This window comes from Phormidium tenue FACHB-1052 (assembly GCF_014696675.1).
Classification (GTDB): Bacteria; Cyanobacteriota; Cyanobacteriia; order Phormidesmidales; family Phormidesmidaceae; genus Nodosilinea; species Nodosilinea tenuis_A.
The window spans coordinates 195,039-219,487 of the sequence record NZ_JACJQN010000003.1; the positions used below are offsets into that span (position 1 = coordinate 195,039).

The window sequence follows — 24,449 nt, forward strand, 5'->3', positions numbered from 1 at the left end:
AAATCAGATCAGTCGAGAATTACAGTTATGCAGAAATACTTGTTAGTCGCTTTGATCGCTGTATTCCTTCCGAGTCAGGCCTTGGCTGGCATATCATGCCGAGGCGATCATCGACGAGGGGCATCGGCTTATTTTTCTTCTCCAGTTGGAAGAGTCTCCTTAAACTCGCAAGATCTAGACTTGGCCCGTGGCAACTACACCTTGGACAAAATTTGCAAAGACAGCGGAAATGTTGCACTGCTGTACATGAGACAAGATGATACAAGGGATTTTTACTATCTTGTATTAACTTCAGAGGTAATGAACTTTATTAATAGCTTGCCTGAAGAGCGTTAAGCATAGTAGGTACAGAGCAAATCTGTTCTTCCATGGTACGACAGTTATTATTTCCTGTTAAACGTTTTAAATTCTGCTATTCGTAATGGCGTCAGGATCCAGCGCTTTGAGAAACGCTGAATCCTGACGCTGAAATCAATCTACTCCTTCGATTGGGGCAAAGCCCTGGCGTTGGACGTTTTCACTGACATGGCGAGGCTCTAGGAATTGCAGCAGGTAGTCTGGGCCACCGGCTTTTGATCCCACCCCGGACATCTTGAAGCCGCCGAAAGGCTGGCGCGAGACGATCGCTCCCGTAATTCCCCGATTGATGTAGAGGTTGCCGACAGCAAACTCGTTCTGCACCCGCTCGATGTGGGAAGGGGTGCGCGAGTAGAGGCCGCCGGTTAACCCGTAGTCGGTGTCGTTGGCGATGCGGAGGGCGTCGTCAAAGTCGTTGGCTTTGATCACCGCTAGCACCGGGCCAAAAATTTCTTCTTGGGCAATGACCGCATCGGGCTTCACATTGGTAAACACCGTGGGGCCAACAAAGTAGCCGTCAGCGGGCGTCGGCATCTCTAAAGCCAGAGTCGCTTCGGCTTTGCCTTTCTCGATGTACTCCTTGATTTTGGCCTGGGCGTTGGCGTCGATGACGGGGCCGACTTTGGTGCTGGGTTTCACCGCTTCGCCTACGTTGAGGGAGCAGGTAGCTTCCACCAGACGATGGACAAAGGTGTCATACACCGAGGCGACGACGATCGCGCGGGAGCAGGCTGAGCACTTCTGGCCGCTGTAACCAAAGGCGGAGTAGACCACACCCTGCACCGCCTGATCGAGATCGGCGCTCTCGTCGATGATGATGCCGTTTTTGCCGCCCATTTCAGCGATCACGCGCTTTAGGTGGCGCTGACCGGGTCGCCACTGGGCTGCATCGGCGTAGATGCGGCAGCCCACCTCGCGGGAGCCGGTAAAGGCAATCATGTGGACATCGGGGTGATTGACTAAGTGAGCGCCCACGGTGGAACCGCGCGCTGGCAGGTATTGGAACACGCCGGGGGGCATGCCCGCTTCGATTAGAATTTCGGCGATTTTGGCCGCGATCACGGCGGAGTTTTCGGCGGGTTTGAGGATGGTGCAATTGCCGGTGACCAGGGCAGCGACGGTCATGCCAGTGGCGATCGCCAGCGGGAAATTCCACGGCGAGATCACGACCGCAATGCCGCGCGGGAAGTAGCGATAGCGGTTGGTTTCGCCGGGGTAATCGTAGGCGTAGCCAGCGTCCAGTCGCTCCATTTCGTCGGCGTAGTAGCGGCAGAAATCGATCGCCTCAGAGACTTCGGGGTCAGCTTGACCCAGGGGTTTGCCGACTTCGTACACCATCCAGGCATTTAGCTCGTGGCGGCGCTCTTCCATCAGGTCAGCGGCGCGGCGGAGGATGGCCCCCCGCTCCTTGGCGGTCGTGGCGGCCCAGGCGGGGAAGGCGGCTTTGGCGGCGGCGATCGCCGCATCGGCCTGTTCTTGACTGGCCAACCCTAGCTTGCCCACCAGTTCTGCTGGTTTCGAGGGGTTGACCGAATCCGCCGTAGCTTCGGTATCGACCGCTGCGCCGTTGATGATGGGGTTGTAGCGCTGGCCGAGCTGGGCGTGGACGGTCTTGAGGGCTTCGGTGGCTTGGGAGCGCTTGGTGGCGATCGCGAAGTCGAGGTCGGGGGCGTTGGGGTAGGGGGTAGGGGGTAGGGGGTGGAGGGTGCTGCCGGGGGCGTCTTCTGGAGCAAACTCGGGTGCCGCTAGCAGGGTTTCTACGGGCACGTCTTCCTGGTTTTGCCGCAGGAAGGAGCTGTTGGCGGTGTTCTCTAGCAGGCGGCGGATCAGGTACGACATCCCTGGAATCAGCTCGCCAAAGGGGGAATAGACCCGCACGCGGTAGCCTTTGTCAGCTAGGGTCTTGGCCAGCTTGTCGGCCATGCCGTAGAGCACCTGTAGCTCAATGTTGCGGCGGGGAATGTTGAGTTCTTCGGCGATCGCCATGGCGTGGGCCTGCGACCTGACGTTATGGCTGCCAATGGCGGCATAGAGATAGTGATGGTTCTCCAGCAGTAGCCGGGTCATGCGTTCGTAGTTGGCGTCGGTAGAGACTTTTTGGCTGTAGACCGGGCTGCGCCAGCCGTTTTGCCGGGCGGTGATGGTTTCTTGATCCCAGTACGCGCCTTTTACGAGGCGCACGGTGACGGGGGTGCCGCGATTTTTGGCCCAAATCACCAGATCTTTAAGGTCGTTGTAGCTGTCCTGGAGGTAGGCCTGGAGGGTAACGCCCAGGTCGTCGCGCTGGCGAAATTCAGCCTCCATGAGAATGTCTTTGAGAATGGCCAGGGTGAGCGCCTTGTAACGGTACTGCTCCATATCGAAGTGGACGGCGACGCCGAGTTCATGGGCGCGGCGCAGCAGGGTGCGAATGTGCTCGCTCACTTTGGCGCGGCTGCCCTCGGCATCGAGCGGGTCAAACTGAGAGTAGAAAGCGGTGAGCTTAACGGAAACCTGGACTTTAGACAGTTCTTTGCCGTCCGCCAGATCGATCGCATCTACCGTCTTCCAGTTTTTCGCCGCCGAGGAAAGCTGCTCCATCAAATCCAGGTAGCGCTGCAAGTAGGCCTGGGCTTCCTCCTCGGTGATCACCGCTTCGCCGAGCAAGTCCATGGTGAAGGTGAGTTTGTCCTTGCGCATACGCTCGATCGCCTTGATCGCCTTTTCGATGGTTTCGCCCGAAATGTAGCGATAGGCCAGGGTTTCCACCGCTGGGGCAACGGTGGTGGCGGCGAGCTGACCAGGCACCGAATCAGGATTGGTGAAGTTCAGCAGTCCCTTCAGCGCGTTAGGCAGTTCTACCTCTTCCGCCGATAGGTACTCTTGCAGATGGCGGGCGATCTCAGGCTTGCTGCGTAGGGCGGGCAGGGCATCGATGAAGCGAAACAGCTGCACCTTCAGCCCGGGGTTGCCCATGGCGAAGTCCATGATTTTGTCGTCCCAGCGCATTTGGTCGCGCATTTGGGCGAAGAGGTTTTTCTTCTCGCGGGTGGCACCGAGCAGGGCCGTGGCGATCGCGAGGGTCTTGGCCTCGTAGTGCAGTGAGTCGGTTTGAGGCTTAATTGCTGGGGCTACCACGGTGTTTGTCTCCTTATTCCCTTACTCCATCTTGAGCGAAAAAAGCCGGGTTAAGGGGCTGTGTCAAGATTCTATGGGAGAGCAAGTCGCCAAGTTGCTCAACAACCCGGCCTACCTTCTGGGCGCAACCGTCCTGCCTGACTCTGTGCTGAATATGAACTTGATCTGGTAACCAACCGTCCATTCCGGCAAAATAAAAGTTCGGCAGTAGTTACACCGCTGTAGATAGTTGTCTTGACCCATGACCGAAGACCCCCGCGATCGCGCCAAAACCCAGTATGCCTACGGCCAAGCCGCCTTTGAGCGGGGCAGCTACCGCGAGGCCGTAGAGTTCTTTGAGGAGGCCGTTCGGCTCGCCAAGGCCACTACACCCCTGGGGGGCGAAGTTCAAACCTGGCTGGTGAATGCCTATAGTGCGGTGGGGCGGCAGAACGATGCGATCGCCCTGTGCCAGGCTCTGGCTCGCCACCCCGATCTAGAGACCCGCAAGCAGGGCAAGAACTTGCTCTACATTCTGCAAGCGCCTCAGCTTCAGCGCCCGACCAACTGGATGACCGAAATTCCGGCTCTAGACAATCTATCTAGCGATGGCTCTCAGAGTTCAGGCGGTTCGGGTTATGCAACAGCGGCAAAGGCGGCACCGCGATCGCGTTCTAAGCCTGAACCCCCTCCCCTCGACCCCAGCCAGATCAATACCAAAGACAACGGATTTTTGTGGGCTGCGCTGGTGGGGGTGGCCCTAGTGTTGGGCGGGCTGCTCTGGCTGAGCTAGAATTTGGCGGCTTTTAACGTCTTAGATATTCCCCAGCTAGAACATTGCTTTCGGGGGGATCCGACCCGTATGATTTAGTGCTGCTGTTTAGAGCACTATTCAAGCCATGGTGAGCATTCGTCGTTCGTGGATTGCAGGGGTATCGAGCCTGCTGTTGCTGCTGCCTCTGGGAGCCTGCGCGCCCTCCGAAACAGGACAAGAGGCCGCTGGGGAAAGCGGTGCAGCGACGGAGCAGAGCACCCTTCCCCTGACTGCCGGGGCCATTCCTGACCAGGATCCTGAGGTGCTTCAGCGCCTTTACACCAAGCTGGCCGACTACCTAGAGGCCGAACTGGGCGTTCCCGTCGAATATAAGCCCGTGACTGACTATGCTGCTGCCGTTACGGCTTTCAAGGTGGGTGACTTAGATTTGGTCTGGTTCGGCGGATTGACTGGGGTGCAGGCGCGGTTGCAGGTGCCGGGGGCTGAGGCGATCGCCCAGCGCGACATTGATGAACAGTTCCACAGCGTTTTCATTGCCAACACCGCCACCGGCCTCAAGGAATTCTCAGACATTCAGGAACTCACCCAGATCAAGGGCCGCACCTTTACCTTTGGCAGCGAGTCTTCCACTTCAGGACGGCTGATGCCCCAGCACTTTATGGAAGAGGCGGGCCTCGACACTGCCCAAGATTTCAAAGGAGAAGTGGGCTTTTCGGGCAACCACGACACCACCATCAAACTGGTGGAAGCGGGCACCTACGAAGTGGGAGCCCTCAACGAGCAGGTCTGGCTCGATCGCGTCGCTGAAGGGGCCGTTGACACCACCAAAGTCGCGGTGATCTGGCGCACCCCGCCCTACTTCGATTACCACTGGGTGATTAGCCCCGAGGTTGACGAACGCTACGGTGACGGTTTCGCTGACAAGGTGCAGGCCGCTCTGATGGCCCTTGACCCCGCCGTGCCTGAGCAAAAAGAAATTCTTGACCTGTTTGGGGCCGAGCGCTTTATTGCCACCGACAACGACAACTACGCCGAGATCGAAGCGGTGGGCCGCAAGATCGGCAAGATTCAGTAGTGCCTGCGGGGATGGTGGGGCCAATCTTTCAGCTAGAGGGGGTGAGCTGCCGGTTTGGGGCGGTGGCGGCCCTGACCGATTGCAGTCTGAGCATACTTCCTGGCGAACGCGTGGCGCTCATCGGCCCCAGCGGCGCGGGCAAAAGCACGCTGCTGAGCCTGCTCAACGGCAGCCAGGCTCCCACCAGCGGGCGAGTCGTGATTCTGGGGCAGGAGGTCAATCGCCTCAGCCCCAAAAAGCGGCGGCGGATTCAGCGGCTGGTGGGCACTGTCTACCAGCAGCACCACCTGGTGGGCAACCTGGCCGTGGTTCACAACGTCAATGCCGGGCATTTAGGGCGCTGGTCGTTGCCGAGGGCGCTGTGGTCGCTGGTGTGGCCCCAGCAGGTGCAGACTGCGGCCCAGGCGCTGGCTCAGGTGGGCATTGCCGACAAGCTCTACGCCCGCACCGATCGCCTCTCGGGCGGCCAGCAGCAGCGGGTGGCCCTGGCGCGGGTGCTGGTGCAAGACCCGGCGGCAATTCTGGCAGATGAGCCGATTTCGAGCGTAGATCCTGAGCGATCGCGGGTGATGATGGATTTGCTGCGTCAGCTCAGCGAAACCACTGGCAAAACCCTGATGATCAGCCTGCACGAGGTAGAGTTTGCGGTGAAATACTGCGATCGCATCATTGGCCTACGCCACGGTCAGATTCTCTTCGATACCCCAGCCAACCAGGTCAGTGATGGAATGATGGCTAGCCTTTACCAACTTTAGAGCGGGTTTGAAGTGAACTTTGCCAGATAAAAGTCTTGAAAGAGCAACAGACAGGCAATTTTGTATTGAGGAATATAGGCAAAGGGTCAATTTCCAGGGTTAAGTAGTGGCTGCTACAAAAACCGATTCCTGTAGCAGCCTGTCTACTGACCCTAAATGAAAATCGCCACCTGGAACCTTGAGCGCGCGCTCCCTGATTCGGGGCGGGCTGAACGCCAGCAACAATGGCTCAGCCGCATCGCCGCTGATATTTGGATTTTGACCGAAACTCACCTGGGCATTGCCCCAGGGGCAGATTACTACTCTGTGGCCAGCGGCTTGCCCGATCGCCCCGGGGCCGACGGCGAGCGCTGGGTGCAAATCTGGGTCAAGGCCGGGACACTAACTCCATTAGAAACCTCTGACGAAGCCCGCACCGCCGCTGCCCTACTGACGCTACCCGACGGCCAGCAATGGGTGCTGTACGGCACAGTGCTGCCATGGTTAGGAAGTAGCTGGCGAACACAGTCGGCCTCCAAAGGTCAAGCCTTTGCCGCTGCCTTAGCCGTACAGCAAGCCGACTGGCAAAAGCTGCGGACGATCTACCCAATGGCAGCTTTACTGGTCGCCGGTGACTTTAACCAAGATCTGAACACTCTGCACTACTATGGGTCGCGCCAAAACAAACAAACCCTGCGACAGGCCTTGGCCGATGTGGGGCTAGACTGCCTCACCGCTGGAGAAAATGACCCCGTGCATCAGCTAATCTGCGGGCAGCACTCCAACATCGACCATATCTGTCTATCCCAAAATCTACCAGGGCAGTTCCAAAGTTCCTTTGCCTGGCCGCCCCGCCTGGAGGACTTACGCGGTCTATCCGATCATTTTGGCGTCGGCATAGACATTCACGTCTAGGCGCTACCACAGGCAAATTTTGGTTACGGCAATGTTGCCGCCAAAACAGACAGCCACGTCCGAGTCGGGATCGTGGCAGCGATCGCCATACTTGCCCATATAGTAAAACTGGCCCTGGTCAACCTTAAACTCGGTAGGCAGGGGTTGGGTACAGAGGGTGCAAAAGACAACCTCAGGCTCGGCATCCCCCGGCTGCAAGTGAGGCAAATTCACGTTCCAAAAGCAGCCCGGCGACAGCGGCTCGGCCATCAGCACATCGAGCACCTGGGCGGTCAGACGGGTCGCCAAGTCCCAATCCACCAGGCGACGATTTTCAATGTAGTGGGAAATTGCCACCCCCGGCACCCGTAGCAGCGCCGCCTCCCGCACGGCAGCCACGGTGCCCGACAGGTGAATATCGGCCCCCATGTTGCCCCCAGCATTAATGCCCGAGAGCACCCAGGTGGCCTTGGGGCACAGGTGGCTGAGGGCAACGCGGGTGCAGTCGGCGGGGGTGCCGCCAATGGCAAAGGCTCGATCGCTGCGCTGATCGATGGCGATCGCGCCGCCCCGGTTCATCTGGTGGCTACAGCCCGAGAGGTGCTGGTCAGGGGCCACCACCCAGGTTGGATAGTTGGCCAGGGCATTGCGTAAGGCCTGAATGCCCGGTGCATCGATGCCGTCGTCGTTGGTGAGCACAAAGGTCATGGGTGCAGTAGCAGAAATTTTCTGCCAAAAAACTAGAGCGTAGCCCTGACATCATAGGACTACGCTCTAAGATTTTCTAACCGGTGGCGGAACCTAACTGAACAGACCTGTTTGACAGGCGTTTTCCCATAGCGGTGGGCAGTGCCCACCCTACCGCCTAGGGCAGAGGCTTAACCCAGCCAGCGGGCAACGTCTTTGGCGTGGTAGGTCAAAATCAGGTCTGCGCCGGAACGTTTGAAGCTGGTCATGGTTTCCATCACCACTTTTTGCTCGTCGATCCAGCCGTTGAGGGCGGCGGCTTTCACCATGGCGTATTCGCCCGACACGTTGTAGGCGGCTACCGGCAGGTTGGTAGCCTGCTTCACCCGCCAGATGATATCCATGTAGGCCAGGGCGGGCTTCACCATCAGCATGTCGGCCCCTTCGGCAATGTCTAGCTCGATTTCTTTGAGGGCTTCGGTGCCGTTGGCCGGATCCATCTGGTAGGTGCGGCGATCGCCAAACTGAGGCGCACTCTCCGCCGCATCGCGAAATGGCCCGTAGTAGGCCGAAGCGTATTTCGCCGCATAGGAAAGAATCGGCATGTCTTCAAAGCCGCTCTCATCAAGCCCAGCGCGAATCGCTTGCACAAACCCATCCATCATCCCCGAGGGGGCGATGATGTCGGCCCCGGCGTTGGCCTGGGCCACGGCGGTCTTCTTCAGCAGTTCTAGGGTGGGGTCGTTGAGCACCCGACCGCTGAGGTCGCCCACCTCTAGGTAGCCGCAGTGACCGTGGGAGGTGTACTCACACAGGCAGGTATCGACAATCACCATCAGGTCGGGCACCGCCTCTTTAACAGCGGTGGTGGCTTTCTGCACAATGCCGCAGTCGTGCCAGGCCCCGGTAGCGTCGGTATCTTTGTCGTCGGGAATGCCAAACAGAATGATGGCGGGAATGCCCAGGTCGTAGACTTCCTTGGCTTCTTCTACGATCTTGTCGATGGAGAGCTGGTAGACCCCCGGCATTGAGGAGACTTCCTTGGCCACCTGGCTGCCCGGCACCGCAAACAGGGGATAGATCAGATCAGCCTGGGTCACCAGGGTTTCTTGCACCATGCGGCGAAGTTGCGGGTGCTGGCGCAGACGGCGAGGGCGATGGGTCGGAAACATAGCCTGTGATGTGATGAGGACTTGTCTAAAAAACTAAAAAATGAAGCTTCATTAAACTAAAGCTTTATTTAGGGCCTAAAACAAGCGCTTGGTAACGTTCCGTAACTAAGTTCAGGCCGGGCTAGGGTTTGCCAGTGAGCAGGAAAAGCGGAGGAGCAGAAGTGGCTAGGGTTCGCTGGCGCTGGGCTAGCTTCGAATTCTAGACCGGCTTAGACGGGGGAGGTGAACAGACAAAGGCGATCGCCCCCAGCCCAAAACCCTCCCGTACGAAATGCTTCAGCCCATCGCCTACCCAAACTGAGAGGATTTTTTAAGCCACGTTGCAAAATCCCCACGGCGGTATGCTATGTTTATAAGCCGTGTCCGGTAAACAACTGAACACGCCCCGCAAGGGGGTCGCTAGCTCAGCGGTAGAGCACTCGGCTTTTAACCGATTGGTCCTGGGTTCGAATCCCAGGCGACCCATTTTAATAAACTGGCCTTTGTCTGCCTTCCGGTAGCAAAGTTCACGGTTCCTGCCCCGCAGTGTTTTATGATGGGGTCAAACAGCAGGGCAAACACATCCCGGCTGGGTGGGGAGTCCTTTTAAGCTTGACTTTAGCTTGTCCAAACATTTCGTTATATATCCATCGATCTATTCTAAGATTGATGAGTAAGGCTACCTACTGAAACGTCTGAAGGCCTAACGGCGAGAACACACTAGGAGGATTTTTATGGCGCTTGTCTCACTGAGGCTACTGCTGGATCACGCGGCTGAGAACGGCTACGGCATTCCGGCCTACAACGTAAACAACCTGGAGCAAATCCTGGCGATCATGAAGGCAGCGGATGACACCGACAGCCCCGTGATTTTGCAGGCCTCTCGCGGTGCTCGCTCCTACGCTGGCGAAAACTTCCTGCGTCACCTGGTGCTCGCCGCCGTTGAAACCTACCCCCACATTCCCGTGGTCATGCACCAAGACCACGGCAACTCCCCCGCCACCTGCTACTCGGCGCTGCGCAACGGCTTCACCAGCGTCATGATGGATGGCTCTTTGGAAGCTGACGCCAAAACCCCCGCCAGCTTTGAGTACAACGCCGCTGTTACCGGCGAAGTGGTGAAAGTTGCCCACTCCATCGGTTGCAGTGTGGAAGGCGAGCTGGGCTGCCTCGGCTCCCTCGAAACCGGCGCGGGCGAAGCGGAAGACGGCCACGGCTTTGAGGGAACCCTCAGCCACGACCAACTGCTCACCGACCCCGATGAAGCGGTGCAGTTTGTCGAAGCCACCCAGGTAGATGCTCTGGCCGTTGCGATCGGCACCAGCCACGGCGCTTACAAGTTTACCCGCAAGCCCACCGGCGAAATTCTGGCCATCAGCCGCATCGAAGAAATTCACCGCCGCCTGCCCAACACCCACCTGGTCATGCACGGGTCATCTTCTGTACCCCAGAAGTGGCTCGATATGATCAACGAGTACGGCGGGAATATTCCTGAGACCTACGGCGTGCCCATCGAAGAAATTCAAAAGGGCATTAAGAGCGGTGTGCGCAAGGTGAATATTGACACCGACAACCGTCTGGCCATCACCGCCGCCATCCGCGAAGCCGCCTTCAAGGATCCCGCCAACTTTGATCCTCGCCACTTCATGAAGCCCTCAATGAAGTATATGACCGAGGTCTGTGCTGAGCGCTACGACGCCTTTGGCACCGCCGGTCAAGCCAGCAAGATCAAGCAAGAGCCCGTGGAAGTTTACGCCGTTAAGTACGCCAAGGGCGAGCTTGACGCTAAGGTTTCCACCACCGCTGCGGTCTAGTTATAAGCCATGTCAGTTCTGTGAAAGGGGCTGACATTACCTGAACCAACCCAGGGCTTCTTCGTTTGAGGGAGCCCTGTTTTTTTAAGATTGTTTTGCTGTTCTGGCGCTGATACAGCCAGTAAAGTCTGGGTTAGAACAGCCCAAAATACAAAAATTCAAGCCTGTCGGGCGTTTTTGATTTTTCGCTCTTCTATTTTCGTTCTTTCGCTGCATCTCCCATGCCCCCCACTACTCCCCGAGAAATTTTGGCGGCGCTGCTGCCCTACCTCAAAACCGCTGGAGCCTACGCCCAGCAGGTTCAGGCCCAAATTGCGGCTCAGCCCGACAAAGATGGCAAAGGCGACAACTTTTTTGCCTCGGCCCTCAGCGATGCGGATCTATCGATTCAAACCATGATGGAGGTGGTGCTGCTGGGGCTGTTTCCCTCGGTGCGATTCTATGGCGAAGAGCATGAGCAGACCTACAACACCAAGTACTTTCGCGCTATCGATCTGGGGCCAGCGGGCGACTACCTGATTACCCTCGACCCCATCGACGGCACTCAGTTTTATCTGGATGGCCACTCGAACTATCAAATTATTTTGGCCATTCTCAATGCCGATGAGTACGAGGGTGCGATCGCCATTACCCCCAGCCAAGACCTCTACTACTACACCCTGCGGGGAGAGGGCACGTTTATGGGGAGTTTGGCTCAGTCCCTCGACGACTGCACCCAAATCAAGGTACAAAACCCCACGCTAGCGATTTGTTTGGGTTGGCAAATGGGCGATCTGGTGCCCTATTTGAGCGATCGCTACCACGTCTACCACACTAAAACTGATTACTCCAAAGAGACCCAAATTCCCAACTTTAACGGTCTGCTCAGCGGTGACTTGGCCGGGGCCGTGCTGGCCAAAGGGCAGTTTATTGACGGAGCAGTGCTGGCCTTCATGGCCCAGGAAATGGGCTACATTGTCACCACATTCACCGGCAATCCACCGCCGCCGCTGCACACCTGTAGCAACTATCTGCGCCCCGGAATGGTGATTGGCAGCTCTAAAGCCGTGCACAGCGATCTGCTGGCCGCTGTCACCGCCGCCAGGGTCGTTGGATCCTAAAAATTTAGCTGATTAAAACAGAAAGTTTTGAGTTCTCAGTTTTGAGTTTTGAATTGCTTGGTCAACTTAAAATTCAAAATTCAAAACTTCCCTCTTACTGCCATGCATCTAAATCTTGCCCCCAGTTCTGGGTGAGCTGGAGCCACTGACCACGCCGACGCTCCACATCAGCGGCGATCCAGATCAGGGCAACGCCGACTAAAATGCCGACCACCCACTTGATGAACGGGAAAGCCGCATTGAGCACCACTAATTGGTTGAGGGCGTTGAGGGCAAAAACAACTGTGCCCACGTAGAGCAGAGCGCGAATGCGTAGCAGGAGCCCGGCGGCGATCGCCCCCAAGGCCATGGCCCCCACCGGCAGCCCTGCCCAGCGTTCGGTTAGCAGCGCTGTAAGCAAAATCAGTGCCAGGGCAATCAGCCGCAGCCAGTGGCGTTGTTCTTTCCCCTCAGAGCGCTTCAGTGCTGGATCGACCTGGGCGATGTAGAGCAGAGCCAGACCCAGGGGCAACACCCAGGCAAGGCTATCGTCGATGGCGCGATTCTCAAGCCAGACCCAAATCGCCCAGGTCGCGCAGAATACCGAGAGGTAAGACACGCGAATTTTGCCGCTGTGCCAGGCCAGCCAGCCGTAGAACCCGGTCAGCACCCACAGGGTCGGGATATGGTCAAACCCTCCTGTGAGCAGGGCAATCAGCAGCGGGACGACGACGGCCATCACTCGCCAGGGACGCTGGGGCCAGCCCCAGGTAGCCCAGGGTAACCAATAGACGGGCACCGCCACGGCGCAGGCCACCGCGCCCCACCAGTTGTCGAGGAATCCTAGCGTTGGGAACAGCGATCGCCCCAGGGCAAACCAGCCGACAAGTTCTACGAGTCCGGCGTAAACCCAGGCTTGCTGTACTTCACCAGAGATCCCCAACCGTCCCTGGCTGAGGGCGTAGAACACCAGGGCGGTGGCGATCGCCATCCCTAGCCAGCCCAAAGTAGCCTCGGCAAACCCAAAGCCAACGCCGCCGCCCAGCATCAGTAAACCGCCAATGAACCAGTGGAGGTGAGCCGCCCAAACCAGCTCCACTTGGGGGATTCTCAGGGTGCGATCGAGCTGCCCTGCCACCAGGCGATAAACCGTCATGATCAGCGCCGCGACTCCTGCCAGCACCAGCAGAGCATCTGCCGCCTCGCCGCCAGAGCCTTGCAGCATCTGATAGATCACCAGCTCATACCACCCCACCGACAGCAGCCCCAGGGCCAGCCACCGAGCCAGGGCCGTTTGGGAACGTCGCCCCACCTCTAGCACCAGCAGGGCCGCGACGACGACGAGCCAGCCTGTCCAGGCTGTGGCCGTGTAGGCCCGTAGAGCCAGCGCCAGTCCGGCATAGAGCAGCGTCAGGGTTTGTAGGGAAGGAGCCAGGGCTGGGCGAGAGCGGCCCACAATTGCAGATAGAACCAGGGCGATCGCCCCTAGCCCCAAAGTTGGCACCGCCAAAGCAACCACCGTGGGATAGCGCTCTACCATGCTCCCGGCTATCAGCAGTTCTATTCCCCAACCTGCCAGATAAATAGTGGAAGGCCGCACGGCTCCCCAGTAGCGGAGGAGCAGAACCGCTAAGAATGCAGCCAGGACAGCCACGATCAAAGGGCGAGGTTCTCGCCAGCCGAGGTAGTAGAGAGAGACCGCAACGGTTGAAAGGGTCAGTAAGCCAATGGCCAGGATGTGGCTCCAGCGATCGCATGCCACCCGATACAAACCAGATAGCGAAGGCGTTTCAGCATCTTGGGGCATGGGCAGCGATCGCCAGGCAATCCACAGCACCGCCATTAGCCCCACCGTGACCAGACCCCAGTCGGCCAGATGGCGCGGAAAGCCAGTTACCCAATCCGCCAGGCTGCTATAGACCCAGCCCAAGGCAAAGCCCACCGCCAAAAACGCCACCCCTGGCCATCGATAGACCGTGCTATTCACTGCCGTTAAGGCCGTCGCCGAGCCCAAACCCACCAGCCGAGTCCAGGGCAGCCCCAGGGTAAAGGGTAAGGCAATACCTGTGGTCAACACGCTGGCGCGGTGGCGACCGATCAGCAGCAACACCAGCGGTATCACCAGCCCCACCCAGCTTGTGGTGGCGCGCCAGCCGCTGTCGAGCAGATCGGCCCACAGTAGCGCGTAGCTCAGGGCAGATAGCCCCACCCCGTAGAGCCAGGCCGTGCGGCCCCAGAGGGCGTGCAGAAATTTGCTCAGCACCAGCGCCACCGTGGTCAGGGCTACCATGACCAAAACCCAGCGGTCTAAGGGTAAATTTGGCCAGCGATCGCCGATGGCAACCACAATGCTCCCCAGAGCCAGGCCGTAGGTAACGACAATGCGCCACTGAGCCGGAGCAGCCCGCCGCAGCGTTACCACCAGCGCCGTGATCGTAGAGGCGATCAAATTCACCACCAGTACCGGGCTGCTGGACAAGCTGATCAGCGTCAATAGAACGTTGCTACCCAGGGCAATACTGTCGCTAAAGCGGCTCAGTTTTAGCTGATCCCGCCGCCGATACCAGTCGGCCAAGGCCACCATACCCACCACATAGGGAAATAGCGAAATTCCCCACAGCGGCCAGGTGCCCATCGCAAAGTCATCCCACCGAGCCAGGGGAGCCAGCATGGTCTGCCGCAGCGACAGAGGCAGCATCTCCCAGCCAACGAAGCCGAGCTGGACGGCAATGCCATAGGCAATCAGCAAATCTCGCCGCTTGCCCAGCTTGGCCAACGCCTGAATACGGAGCGCCAGACCGAGCAGCCCGATGCCAAACGCCTGAATCAGCCAGTCGGCGATCGCCAGCGACCAACCCCACCACAGCAGCCCCCGCCCCAGGGCAATTCCGCCGCGAAAGGGGTGGTTTGCGGCGGTCTCTGGTTGTGAATTAGGCGCTGACGTAGGCTCGGCCTCGGGTTTGGGCACCAGCCGTCGCTGGCCCAGCCACACCAGAGTGGCTCCATAGAGGCCAAAGGCCAGGCCAAACTGCCCCACCTGAATCGACTCCCCTAGGGTCAGCCCGCGCGCCAGCAAAAGACCGAGGGCAGCGGTAATCACTACCGTGGGCCAGCGCAGTCCAGGCGTGGCGGGCCGTTGCCGCTGGTCGTAAATAGTAGCAGCAGCAGTTCCCAATACCCCAGCATAGACTGCCAGCAGCGGCCCGCCAGCAAGGCTCCAGCCGGTGTGAAGATAGGCTAAGCCCAGGGCGTTGGCCTGCTCTAAAGGGGTGCTGTTTTGCTGACGCAGCACTTGTAGGGCTGTGAAGGTAAGCAGAATGGCGGCGATCGCCCCCACCAGCACACCGCCCCCGCGCCACACCCCCAGCCCATCCAGCGCCCAAAAATTTAGCGGCACCAGCAGCAAGGTAATCATTTGCAGGGTTTTAGCCGTTAGCTGCAAATTGGGGTTCTGGCGGCACCACAGCCCCGCCGCCCAAAACACCAGGGTATAGGCCAGCAGCACCATATACTGTCCCGCCGCGTTAAACCTGGCCCACTGGGTTGCCGCCAGCACCGCCGACGACAGCACGACTAAAAATACCCCCAGCCCCAGCAGCCACACCACGCTCAGCTCGCTCATCAAGCGGCCCAGCCAAGGGTTTGTCAGAGCGGGGCGTTGAGCCGTGGCCCGATTCTGGCGCTGATTAGATGGGCGAGTGTTGGTGGTAGAACGGGGCGCTTCGCGAAGCGATCCCTGCGGGAATCGCTGTCGCCGAGGGCGAGCAGCCGGTTCAGCCGGGACAAAATTCGTAATCGGCGCGTCTCCCGCGGGGACAGCCTCCGTGGAGGGCGTCTCTCCCGCCGCCAGGGCACCTTCAGGTTCTAGAAAAGGATTGACCGCATCAACCAAGTTCAATTCTGCCGTGGCTGCGGTTGCCGCCTGGGGCAGCCAGTCACACCTGAGGCTGGTCTGCCCCAGGTCACGCACCTGCTGGTCGGTGATCAGACCGAGCCGCAGCCAGGTCTCCAGCCCTTCCAACAGCCCCGGCTGGTCGGGCGACAGGTCTAGCTGTACTCGAATCGTGGGGTCGCGATCGTCAGCCATGCTCTGCCTTGGGGGGACGGTTTTAGAATTATGGAGGTTACCACAGCCAGTAGATTCTCTAGCCTGAGATTCTTAACCTGCGCGAGGTCTACTTCATATCGGCATAAAGTCGTCCGTGCTTGCCCAGAGTTGTGGCCAGTGTGTAAACCGTATAAAACCAGCCCAGCCCAAAAAATAGCCCTCGGCTGAGAATCTTCAGCGGATGGCCGCTTTTATTGCAGGGGGGGTGCCCCAGCACGTGACAGTCAAACAGACGACCGTAGAGCCGCAGGTTTTGCCCGAGGGTGAGATTTTTCAACGCCAGCAAAAAGTGGTTGTGGTAGAAGTTCATCTGGTAGCTGAGCGATCGCGTCGCAATGTCGTGACAGCCGCCCGTCTCTTCGCCCAAATGCACCAGGTGGGCCTCCGGGTTGTACCAAATGATGTAACCGGTGGAGCGAATGTGGAGGCAAAAATCAGATTCTTCCCGCACGGCACTGCCGTAGAAGCGTTCGTCAAACCGCAGCCTGTGCTTGTCGAACAGCTCCCGCCGAAACGACATGTTGCACCCCCGCGCCGTCAGCACCTGCTGGGGCTGGGTAGTATGCACCAGGTCGATGTGGTACCAAGCAATCCCTGGATCCATCGCCTGAGGAGGCAGGTAGTCGATTTCTAGATTCGTTTGCTCCGCCAGCTTCATGCGGTCAAACACGCGCCCCGCCACGGCCCCAACCTCGGGCTGCTCCAGAAAGGTACGGGCGTGGGCATAGAGATAGCCCGGAGGCAGCACCACATCGTCATCAATGAAGAGAACCAGATCGGAATGCGATCGCTCTATACCCCAATTTCGCGCCGCCGGTAAACTCGCCCAAGGCACCGAATACCAGGTAATATCCCCCGCATTCTGCCAAGCCTGGAGCTGCTGCTGAATTTCCGGCTGGTGGGTCTGAGTCTGGTCTATCACCACGACTTCGTAAGCCGGATAATCTTGAGCCAGCACGCTGCGCAGCGTCTCGCACAGCACAGCCTCCCGCTGATAGGTCGGAATGATCACGACAATGGTGGGCCAATCCATAGCAACCGGGGATGTAGGGCTCAGACCAGTATTCCCACCGATCCGCTACTCCCCACTCCCTACTCCCTACTCCTCACGGCAACTCCACCGACGTGGGCTTCGCAATATGCGGCAGCCCCCAGCCCAGCTTTTCGCGCAGTACGGTAAAGAATTCCGGCGGTTTCAGCCGAATGAACCGCGCCGGGTAAGGGGCGCGGCAGGTGCTCACCTCATCTTTGGTCATCACATAGCAGCCCGCGTTGCCGTCCACAATCAGCACCAGGGGGTCGGGGTTGGCCGAGCGAATGATTACCTGTTCGCGATCGGGAAACACCAGCCCTCGGGATGCCAGGGAGTGCGGGCAAATGGGGATGAGCTGAGTCACCGACACCCCAGGGGCGATCACTGGCCCCCCCGCCGAGAGCGAATAGGCCGTAGACCCCGTGGGCGTCGACACAATAATGCCGTCAGCCGCAATGTCTACCGGGGAGTGGCAGCCGATCGCCACTTCAAAGTGACACATGCTGGTCAGAGGCTCGCGGTGCAGCACCATCTCGTTGAGACAGAGGGCTTCCCATACCAGGCTCGACTCGTGGAAAAGGCGCACCGCTAGCATGCCCCGCTCCTCGACTTCGTAGTCGCCCGCTAGTACCTGATCCATAGCCTGGGGCAGCTGATTCAAATAAGCCTCGGTCAAAAAGCCCATGTGGCCCGTATTGACCGTCAGCAGGGGCACCCCGATGGGGGCAAGTTGGCGACAGGCCGATAGCACCGTGCCATCGCCCCCCAGCACCACCGCAAAACTCATGTCGGCGTCGAAATTGGGCGGCACCAGACTGTCGAGCGGAGTGTGGCAGACAGGGCGTTCGGGCTGCGAGTAGCCCAAAATGCCACCCATGCCGGTGGCCAGGCTGACGGTGTAGCCTCGACGGGTCAGTTTTTCATCCCATTCGAGAGCGGCCTGGCAGGCCACAGGCTTAACGTCGTTGTAGATAATGCCAACCTTGGGCACAGGCAGGGTCCAACCTTACAATCGGGGAAATCAGGTAAACAAAACGTGCCCTACACCCGCTAAGATGCCGAACACGCTGGGGATCACAATTTAGCTTCTCCCTAGGCTACCGTTTTTTCGTCTAGGGTAAAACAGCCCGGCACCGAATTGCCCGACAACCTTACGCTTTTAGGGTGCTGAGTCGTATCGTTGCCCACAACATCGGGGTAGACCACGGCCTACGCTACGGTTATCTTACCTGTGGGGGTTTTGCCCAGCCCTGACCCCGCTCACCATTGTTTTGTATCGCTTTGCTTTTGCCGCCGTGACCCGTCGCCCCTCTGAAACCACTGCCTACGTTCGCATTACCCACCAGTCATGGACCCAGGGCCGCATCGAAGGCGAAGTGCGGGCTAGCACCTATGAGTGGCAATTTCAGTGGCGCTTTCGCCAGGGCAACCTGCGGGTAGAGCCATCCCTGGGGCGAGCACTGATCTGCGAACCCCTCAGCCGCTTTCTAGAACGCTTTGACTACCAGCTCGAACCCGGCGGTGACTATTCGTTTACCATCCGGGCCAAGCTATAGGTCAAGAGATAGATCGCGGCCTACTCACCGGTTAGACGGTTCAAATAGCGCTCGATCAGCAAAATGGCCACGATGTCGTCGATGGGGCGAGAAATTTTGCGCAGTGATTGGGGAATAATCCCGGCTAGTCCCGACGGGGGATACATCTGCCAGTAGCGATCGCGCGCCTCCAGCGTGGTGTATCGCTCATCCACCAGCATGATCCGGGGCGGGTCAGGGAGCTGACTGAGGGTGTCTTTCCAGTTCCTTGATGCGGTCTGGTCGCCCAGCACAATGGTCGAAATCGGAAATCGCTGGCGCAGGGTAGCAATCTCATTGATGACCGCATCAGCGGCCACCACCTGTTGATAGCACAGCAGTCGGTCTAGCCCCATGACGGCCAAGCCGCATTTTTGCCGTCCGGGGTCAAAGCCTAAAATCATCGGCTGAGACAGAGGGGGTGGGGTAGGCTGGCTCACGGGGGCTGGGGGTAGATTTTCCCCTTCATTGTGCCATCCTGGATTAGATTTCTCGAGACGGTGCAGTTCTTGCTGTAAACCCAAAAATTCGAGGCGGCTTGCCCCGTTCAAAGCGGCTTGCCCAAAATGTGGACAACTTCTTCGCTATCTAGCGTACAAATCCTTTGCTTTGCACTAAACTTAGGCGGCATCAGCCTAGCTAGGAGGTTGGATCCTAGCTGCTTAAGTTGGGTTAGCCAAAATTCCTGTCCTATAGTACACTTGTTTCAAGCCTGAGGTAACGCTGGCCAGTGCACATCAAGCGTGTCGAGCTGTCTCACTTTAAATCGTTTGGGGGTACAACCCAGGTTCCACTGTTGCCTGGGTTTACTGTCATATCTGGGCCTAACGGCTCAGGTAAATCGAATATCTTAGACGCGCTGCTGTTTGGCTTGGGGTTGGCCAGCTCTAAGGGCATGCGGGCCGATCGCCTGCCCGACCTGGTAAACCAAAACCAGATGAGCCGCCGCGCCACCTCCGAAGCCAGCGTCACGGTCACCTTTGACCTCAGCGATGTGGCTGCCGACCTGATGATCGACAGTGACGGGGAGGCTAAGTCTCAGGGGAATAATGCCAATGGAAATGGGGCGTCGGCAAAAGCTCCCTTGCAGGGAATCGCCAGCACCAACGGCCACAGCGGCAACTCTCCCACCCTCAAAGTCTCTGAGTCAGACACCGCCAAGGTGGTCACGCTACCTACAGGCCGCGAGTGGAGCGTGACCCGGCGACTGCGGGTCACTAGCCAGGGCACCTACACCTCTAATTACTACATCAACGGCGAGCCCTGCACCCTCAACCAGCTCCACGAGCAGCTGCAGCGGTTCCACGTCTATCCCGAGGGCTACAACGTGGTGCTCCAGGGGGATGTCACCAGCATTATTTCGATGAACTCCCGCGAGCGCCGAGAGATTATCGACGAGCTAGCCGGGGTCGCCGCCTTCGATCGCAAAATTGACCAGGCCCGAGGCAAGCTAGAGGCCGTGCGCGACCACGAAGAGCGCTTTCGCATTGTCGAGCGCGAGCTGCAAGCTCAGCTAGAGCGCCTGGCCCAAGACCGGCAGAAGGCTGAAAAGTACCAGCGCCTCAAGGAAACCTTTCAGACCAAGAGTCAGTGGGAGGCGGTGCTGCTGTGGCAGAGCCAGCAGCGGGCGATCGCCGCCCTGCGCCAAACCCTAGAGCAGGGCGAGGCCAAATCTACCCAGCTCGCCGAGGCAATCGCCCAGGGTCAGGGGGCGATCGCCTCCCTCGAAGCCGAACTCGCCACCCTCAATGCCCACATTCGGGCCATGGGTGAAGACGAGCACCTAGCGCTGCAATCTCAGGTGGCCACCCACGAGGCCGAGCTGCGCCAGCTCCAGCGCCAAGAGCAAGAAAACCGCAACGCCACCAACCAGGGTGCCACCCTGCGCCGCGACACCGAGATCGCTCGCCAACAACAGCAGCGCGATCGGGAGCAGGTGGGGCAATCCATTGAGTCGCTGACCACAGGAGAGCTAGTTGCCCTGACCGACGCCAAAAACCAGGTGCAGCAGGCCCTCGAAGAACGCCGCCAGGCAACCTTGGCGATCGCCTCTGAATCCCAGGCCAGCATTCAGCAGCAGACCCAGCTCCGCCAGGCGATCGAAACCCTGCGGGGCGAGATCGAACCCCAGCGGGCCGAGCAGATTCGCCTACAGGAACGCCTGCGCCAGCTCGAACAACAGATCGAGACGCTGACCGAGCAGCGCCGCACCCTGGGGACTGCGCCAGCGGCGGCTGAAGCCGATGCCGGGTTCGCCCAGCGCTTAGCGGCAGCAGAAAAAGAGATCCAGGCGATCGCCGCCAAAATCGCCGCTGCCGAGGCCGAACTCTCCGTCCAGCGCGACACCCAAACCCGCCTGCTCAAAGAACAGCGCGACAAACAGCGCGAACTCGACAAGCTCGAAGCCCAAACCCAGGCTTTGCAAGAAAGCCAGGGCACCCACGCCACCAAACTGCTGCTCGACAGCGGCCTAGCGGGCATCAGCGGGCTAGTAGCTCAGTTGGGCAAGGTAGACCCCAAATATCAGCTCGCCCTAGAAATCGCCGCCGGGGCCCGCCTCGGCTACCTCGTAGTCGAGAACGACCAGGTGGCCGCCAAAGGCATCGAGTTTCTCAAGCAGCGCCGGGCCGGACGGGCCACCTTCTTGCCCCTCAACAAAATTCGCGCCCCCCGCTTCACCCCCGTCCCCGACTGGAAGCGCCCCGACGGCTTCCTCGACTACGCCGTCAACCTAATCGACTGCGACCCTCGCTATCGCGATATTTTTGGCTACACCTTTGGCAGCACCGTGGTGTTCGACAGCCTCACCTCGGCGCGGCAGTACCTCGGCGACTACCGCATCGTCACATTGGAAGGGGAAATTCTCGAAACCAGCGGGGCGATGACCGGGGGCAACGTGTCGTCACGCTCGGGCAGCCTACACTTTGGCACCGTAGAACCGGCAGAATCGACCGAGGCCCAGGCCCTGCGCCAGCGGCTGGGGGATATTGAGGTGATGCTAGAACGCTGCGATCGCGACCTCAAGACCCTATCCGAAACCCTACAAACTTTCACCCAAAGCTTAATTGCCCAACGCCAGCAATACCGCGAACTCCAGCTAGCGAACGAACAGCAGCAGACCCAGCAGCAGCAGCAGGCTCAGCAGCAGGCCCAGCTCGAAGCCCAGCTCAGTCAGCACCAGCAAGAACTGACCAGCACCCAGGCCCGCCTGCAAGAACTCGCAGCCTCCCTGCCCGTCCAAGAAGCCGAAATCGCTCGCCAGCAGCAGGCCCTAAGCGAGCTAGAGCAGTCTGTGGCCCACAGCGAGTGGCAGACGGCCCAGGCGGCGGTGGGGCAGCTAGAGAGTCAGTTGAGCGATCGCCAGCAGGCCCTCCAAGCCGCCGAGCGGCGGTTACAAGAGCTGCACAACCAGCGCCAGCAGCTTGAGCTGGCCCTGACCCAGGCCCAGCAGACCCTCACCACCCAGGCCCAGCAGCAGGCAGAGCGCGACCAGCAGCTCACCCAACTCCAGCAGCAGCAAGCGGCGCTAAAGGGTGAAATTGCCCAACTGCGCCAGCAGATGGCCGTCCTCGACCAAACCCTGGCCGCCGAAAAAGCCGTCCGTGACGAGCTAGAGGGACGGCTGCACGCCCGACGTACCCAGACCCAGCAGCAGGAGTGGGAGCGCCAAAAGCTGCTCGAAACCCAGCAGGAACGCCGTCAGCAGCTCGCAGAAGCCCAAGAATTACTAGCAACTCAAGCAGCGGAGCTGCCCGACCCCCTGCCCGAGATTCCCGCCGAAACGGATTTGGAGGAGTTGCGCAAAGAGCTGCGATCGCTCCAGCGCCGCATGGAAGCCATGGAGCCGGTCAACATGCTGGCCCTCGAAGAATATAACCGCACCGAAGAGCGCCTGACTGAGCTAACCCACAAGCTCACCACTCTTGAAGAAGAGCGCACCGAGCTGCTGCTGCGCATTGAGACCTTCACCACCCTGCGCCGCCAAGCCTTTACCGAAGCCTACGACGCCGTCAACCTCAACTTCCAGTCGATCTTTGCCGAACTCTCCGATGGCGACGGCCATCTCCAGCTCGAAGACCCCGAAGACCCCTTCAACGGTGGACTCAACCTCGTCGCCCACCCTAAGGGCAAGCCTGTGCGCCGCCTGGCCTCCATGTCCGGGGGCGAAAAATCCCTCACCGCGCTGAGCTTCATCTTTGCCCTCCAGCGCTACCGCCCCTCCCCCTTCTACGCCTTTGACGAGGTTGACATGTTCCTCGACGGGGCCAACGTAGAGCGCCTCTCGCGCATGATCAAGCACCAGACCGAGCAGGCCCAGTTCATCGTGGTCAGCCTGCGTCGCCCGATGATTGAAGCCGCCCAGCGCACCATCGGCGTCACCCAGGCCCGTGGAGCCTACACCCAGGTGCTCGGCATCGATCTGGAGACCCAAAGCGCGACGCTATAGTCTCTGACCAAGGTAGATACAACCTGTTGTAAAAGACATGTCGGGTTCAAGGCCTGCTCTCATTCGCCTTATATCTTAAGAACCAGGACGGTAGACCGATCTCCCCCTGGTGATAAAGACCGAGATTTAGTTCAGGTCGCCGTGCCACCATTGGTCAATAACTCGAAAAATCGCCAGGGTCATAAACCCGCCTCGCACAAGGTCGAGTGATGAATGGTCAGCACTAGATTTCAGTATCCTTAAGGTAGGGCCAAATAAACCAACACCCTAGGGATATTGCCAAATGAATCGTCGTGGGTTGATTGCCAGACTGATGGCCGTGGGGATGATGGTTGCGATCGCCCTGCTCGGTGCCCCCGTTGCCCAGGCCCAGGCGGCAACAGAGATCACGGTGTACCGCAGCCCCACCTGTAACTGCTGCGGCCATTGGGTTGAGCACATGCAAGCCGCCGGATTCGATGTGCGGGATGTAGTCACAGACGACATGGATGCCATCAAGGATCAGTACGGTGTGCCCGAGGCGCTGGCCTCCTGTCATACGGCCATAGTCGAGGGCTACGTCATTGAGGGCCATGTGCCCGCGTCGGATGTGCAGCGGTTGCTGAGTGAGCGCCCCGCTATTCTAGGCATTGCCGCGCCGGGCATGCCAGTGGGCTCGCCGGGAATGGAAACGGGCGATGGCCCCTCTGGGCCGGTCTCTGACCATCGCGTTGACCCCTACACCGTGGTCTCCTTCACCCAGTCTGGTGAAACCGCTACCTTTGCCGAACACCTGTGAGCATCGCCACCTAATCCGGCCTAGATCACGCCGATCTCACGCTATGCCCTACTATCGCTGCCAACCCGAGGCTTTCGCTGCTGCCTACCTGCACAACCTGCGGGGGGCAATTCAGTCGTGCCGCTACTTTGCCACCAACAACCTCAACCGCGATTTTGTCGCCACCAAAGGCTTTTCTGTCGTGTTCAAAGCAGAGGGCCGAGCCGAGGTCGATCGCCAGTTTCCCTTTTTTAAGCCCTACCTCGACCAGGCGCTGCTGCCCAACTGCAACGCCTTTTATCTAAACCCGCTGATGTTGAAACAGGGGTCGCGGGTTGACCCCCACATCGATCGCTCTCTCAGGTCGTACTGCAAAACCATTGAACCCCCTGAGCAGGTCAGCGTGCTCTACGTGCAGGTGCCCGACGACCTGGCCAGCGGCGAACTGGTATTGCAGCGGGGGCGGCAGCGGGTGGCGCAGATTCGGCCCCAAGCCGGTCTGCTGCTGCACTTTCAAGGCGATCTGACCCACTCGGTCAACGCCATGGCCAGCGCAGGCAGCCGCCTCAGCCTAGTGTGCGAACAGTACTGCCTCGATGCCGATGCTCTGTGGAATATCCCTGAGTTTTTGATCGAATCTAGAGCCGCCACCCCCGCTAAAACCCGGCGGTAGGGCAATTGCAGCACTTATAGGTACAAATTTAGTATCTTTAATCAGAGGTCTTAAAAGACGCTTGAAAAGCGACTTGCTGTAGTTTTGGGCATCTACCGATCCTCCTGCCCCTCTCAAAAGGGACTTTTACCTCCCTTTTAAGAAGGGAATTGAAGTGGGAGCTTCACTTTTGATACCAGAAATAGAGCTTTTCAA

The 24,449-nt window shown here is 59.1% G+C and carries 17 protein-coding genes and 1 tRNA gene; 11 read left to right on the forward strand and 7 right to left on the reverse strand.

Annotated elements, in window-relative coordinates:
- Positions 1-471 precede the first annotated feature (471 nt).
- Positions 472-3,459: an L-glutamate gamma-semialdehyde dehydrogenase gene (pruA, locus tag H6G07_RS06935; RefSeq protein WP_422393854.1), complete on the reverse strand. Its 2,988-nt coding sequence runs from the start codon at positions 3,457-3,459 to the stop codon at positions 472-474.
- A 256-nt stretch (positions 3,460-3,715) separates the two neighbouring features.
- Between pruA and H6G07_RS06940 the strand changes: the two genes are divergently transcribed.
- From H6G07_RS06940 to H6G07_RS06955, 4 genes are all read left to right on the forward strand, one after another.
- Positions 3,716-4,246, forward strand: a complete 531-nt coding sequence (locus tag H6G07_RS06940; RefSeq protein ID WP_073607657.1) for a tetratricopeptide repeat protein — start codon at positions 3,716-3,718, stop codon at positions 4,244-4,246.
- A gap of 106 nt (positions 4,247-4,352) precedes the next feature.
- Positions 4,353-5,303, forward strand: a complete 951-nt coding sequence (locus H6G07_RS06945; protein WP_171972974.1) for a putative selenate ABC transporter substrate-binding protein — start codon at positions 4,353-4,355, stop codon at positions 5,301-5,303.
- Complete coding sequence (locus tag H6G07_RS06950; protein WP_244901907.1) at positions 5,303-6,058, forward strand: phosphonate ABC transporter ATP-binding protein; 756 nt, start codon at positions 5,303-5,305, stop codon at positions 6,056-6,058. Before H6G07_RS06945 ends, H6G07_RS06950 begins: the two co-directional genes overlap by 1 nt.
- 156 nt (positions 6,059-6,214) lie before the next feature.
- Positions 6,215-6,952 carry an exonuclease/endonuclease/phosphatase family protein gene (locus tag H6G07_RS06955; RefSeq protein WP_073607659.1) on the forward strand — a complete coding sequence of 246 codons (738 nt, stop codon included), beginning with the start codon at positions 6,215-6,217 and terminating at the stop codon, positions 6,950-6,952.
- Positions 6,953-6,955: 3 nt separating this feature from the next.
- Here H6G07_RS06955 and surE read toward each other — a convergent pair whose 3' ends face one another.
- On the reverse strand, positions 6,956-7,639 hold the full coding sequence (gene surE / locus H6G07_RS06960; RefSeq protein ID WP_073607660.1) for a 5'/3'-nucleotidase SurE: 684 nt from the start codon (positions 7,637-7,639) through the stop codon (positions 6,956-6,958).
- A gap of 170 nt (positions 7,640-7,809) precedes the next feature.
- Entirely contained in the window at positions 7,810-8,790 is a 981-nt protein-coding gene (gene hemB, locus H6G07_RS06965) for a porphobilinogen synthase (RefSeq protein WP_073607661.1), read from the reverse strand.
- Between the two features lie 393 nt (positions 8,791-9,183).
- Here hemB and H6G07_RS06970 point away from each other — a divergent pair.
- The 3 genes from H6G07_RS06970 to H6G07_RS06980 all read left to right on the forward strand — a co-directional run bounded on the left by H6G07_RS06970 (position 9,184) and on the right by H6G07_RS06980 (position 11,683).
- Positions 9,184-9,255, forward strand: a tRNA-Lys gene (locus H6G07_RS06970).
- Between the two features lie 248 nt (positions 9,256-9,503).
- The gene (gene fba, locus H6G07_RS06975; protein WP_073607662.1) at positions 9,504-10,583 is read left to right on the forward strand and encodes a class II fructose-bisphosphate aldolase; all 1,080 of its coding nucleotides are present in this window, start codon (positions 9,504-9,506) and stop codon (positions 10,581-10,583) included.
- A gap of 221 nt (positions 10,584-10,804) precedes the next feature.
- The gene (locus H6G07_RS06980; RefSeq protein WP_073607663.1) at positions 10,805-11,683 is read left to right on the forward strand and encodes an inositol monophosphatase family protein; all 879 of its coding nucleotides are present in this window, start codon (positions 10,805-10,807) and stop codon (positions 11,681-11,683) included.
- A 94-nt stretch (positions 11,684-11,777) separates the two neighbouring features.
- On the opposite strand, the gene H6G07_RS06985 is transcribed toward H6G07_RS06980, so the two are convergent.
- The 3 genes from H6G07_RS06985 to H6G07_RS06995 all read right to left on the reverse strand — a co-directional run bounded on the left by H6G07_RS06985 (position 11,778) and on the right by H6G07_RS06995 (position 17,794).
- Positions 11,778-15,749 (reverse strand): hypothetical protein, encoded by a 3,972-nt coding sequence (locus H6G07_RS06985; protein ID WP_073607664.1) that lies wholly within the window; start codon positions 15,747-15,749, stop codon positions 11,778-11,780.
- 88 nt (positions 15,750-15,837) lie between these two features.
- On the reverse strand, positions 15,838-16,803 hold the full coding sequence (gene hpsN, locus H6G07_RS06990; RefSeq protein ID WP_073607665.1) for a hormogonium polysaccharide biosynthesis glycosyltransferase HpsN: 966 nt from the start codon (positions 16,801-16,803) through the stop codon (positions 15,838-15,840).
- A gap of 73 nt (positions 16,804-16,876) precedes the next feature.
- The gene (locus tag H6G07_RS06995; RefSeq protein WP_073607666.1) at positions 16,877-17,794 is read right to left on the reverse strand and encodes an NAD(+) kinase; all 918 of its coding nucleotides are present in this window, start codon (positions 17,792-17,794) and stop codon (positions 16,877-16,879) included.
- Between the two features lie 280 nt (positions 17,795-18,074).
- Between H6G07_RS06995 and H6G07_RS07000 the strand changes: the two genes are divergently transcribed.
- Positions 18,075-18,359: a DUF3146 family protein gene (locus H6G07_RS07000; protein WP_199311952.1), complete on the forward strand. Its 285-nt coding sequence runs from the start codon at positions 18,075-18,077 to the stop codon at positions 18,357-18,359.
- A 20-nt stretch (positions 18,360-18,379) separates the two neighbouring features.
- Here H6G07_RS07000 and H6G07_RS07005 read toward each other — a convergent pair whose 3' ends face one another.
- The gene (locus tag H6G07_RS07005; protein ID WP_425320103.1) at positions 18,380-18,817 is read right to left on the reverse strand and encodes a RuvC family protein; all 438 of its coding nucleotides are present in this window, start codon (positions 18,815-18,817) and stop codon (positions 18,380-18,382) included.
- A 290-nt stretch (positions 18,818-19,107) separates the two neighbouring features.
- Between H6G07_RS07005 and smc the strand changes: the two genes are divergently transcribed.
- The 3 genes from smc (at position 19,108) to H6G07_RS07020 (ending at position 24,254) form a co-directional block, all read left to right on the forward strand.
- A complete protein-coding gene (gene smc, locus H6G07_RS07010) occupies positions 19,108-22,824 on the forward strand; it encodes a chromosome segregation protein SMC (protein WP_073607667.1) in 3,717 nt (1,238 codons plus the stop codon).
- A 283-nt stretch (positions 22,825-23,107) separates the two neighbouring features.
- The gene (locus H6G07_RS07015; protein ID WP_073607668.1) at positions 23,108-23,602 is read left to right on the forward strand and encodes a DUF411 domain-containing protein; all 495 of its coding nucleotides are present in this window, start codon (positions 23,108-23,110) and stop codon (positions 23,600-23,602) included.
- 43 nt (positions 23,603-23,645) lie between these two features.
- Positions 23,646-24,254 (forward strand): 2OG-Fe(II) oxygenase family protein, encoded by a 609-nt coding sequence (locus tag H6G07_RS07020; RefSeq protein ID WP_073607669.1) that lies wholly within the window; start codon positions 23,646-23,648, stop codon positions 24,252-24,254.
- Positions 24,255-24,449: the final 195 nt, after the last annotated feature.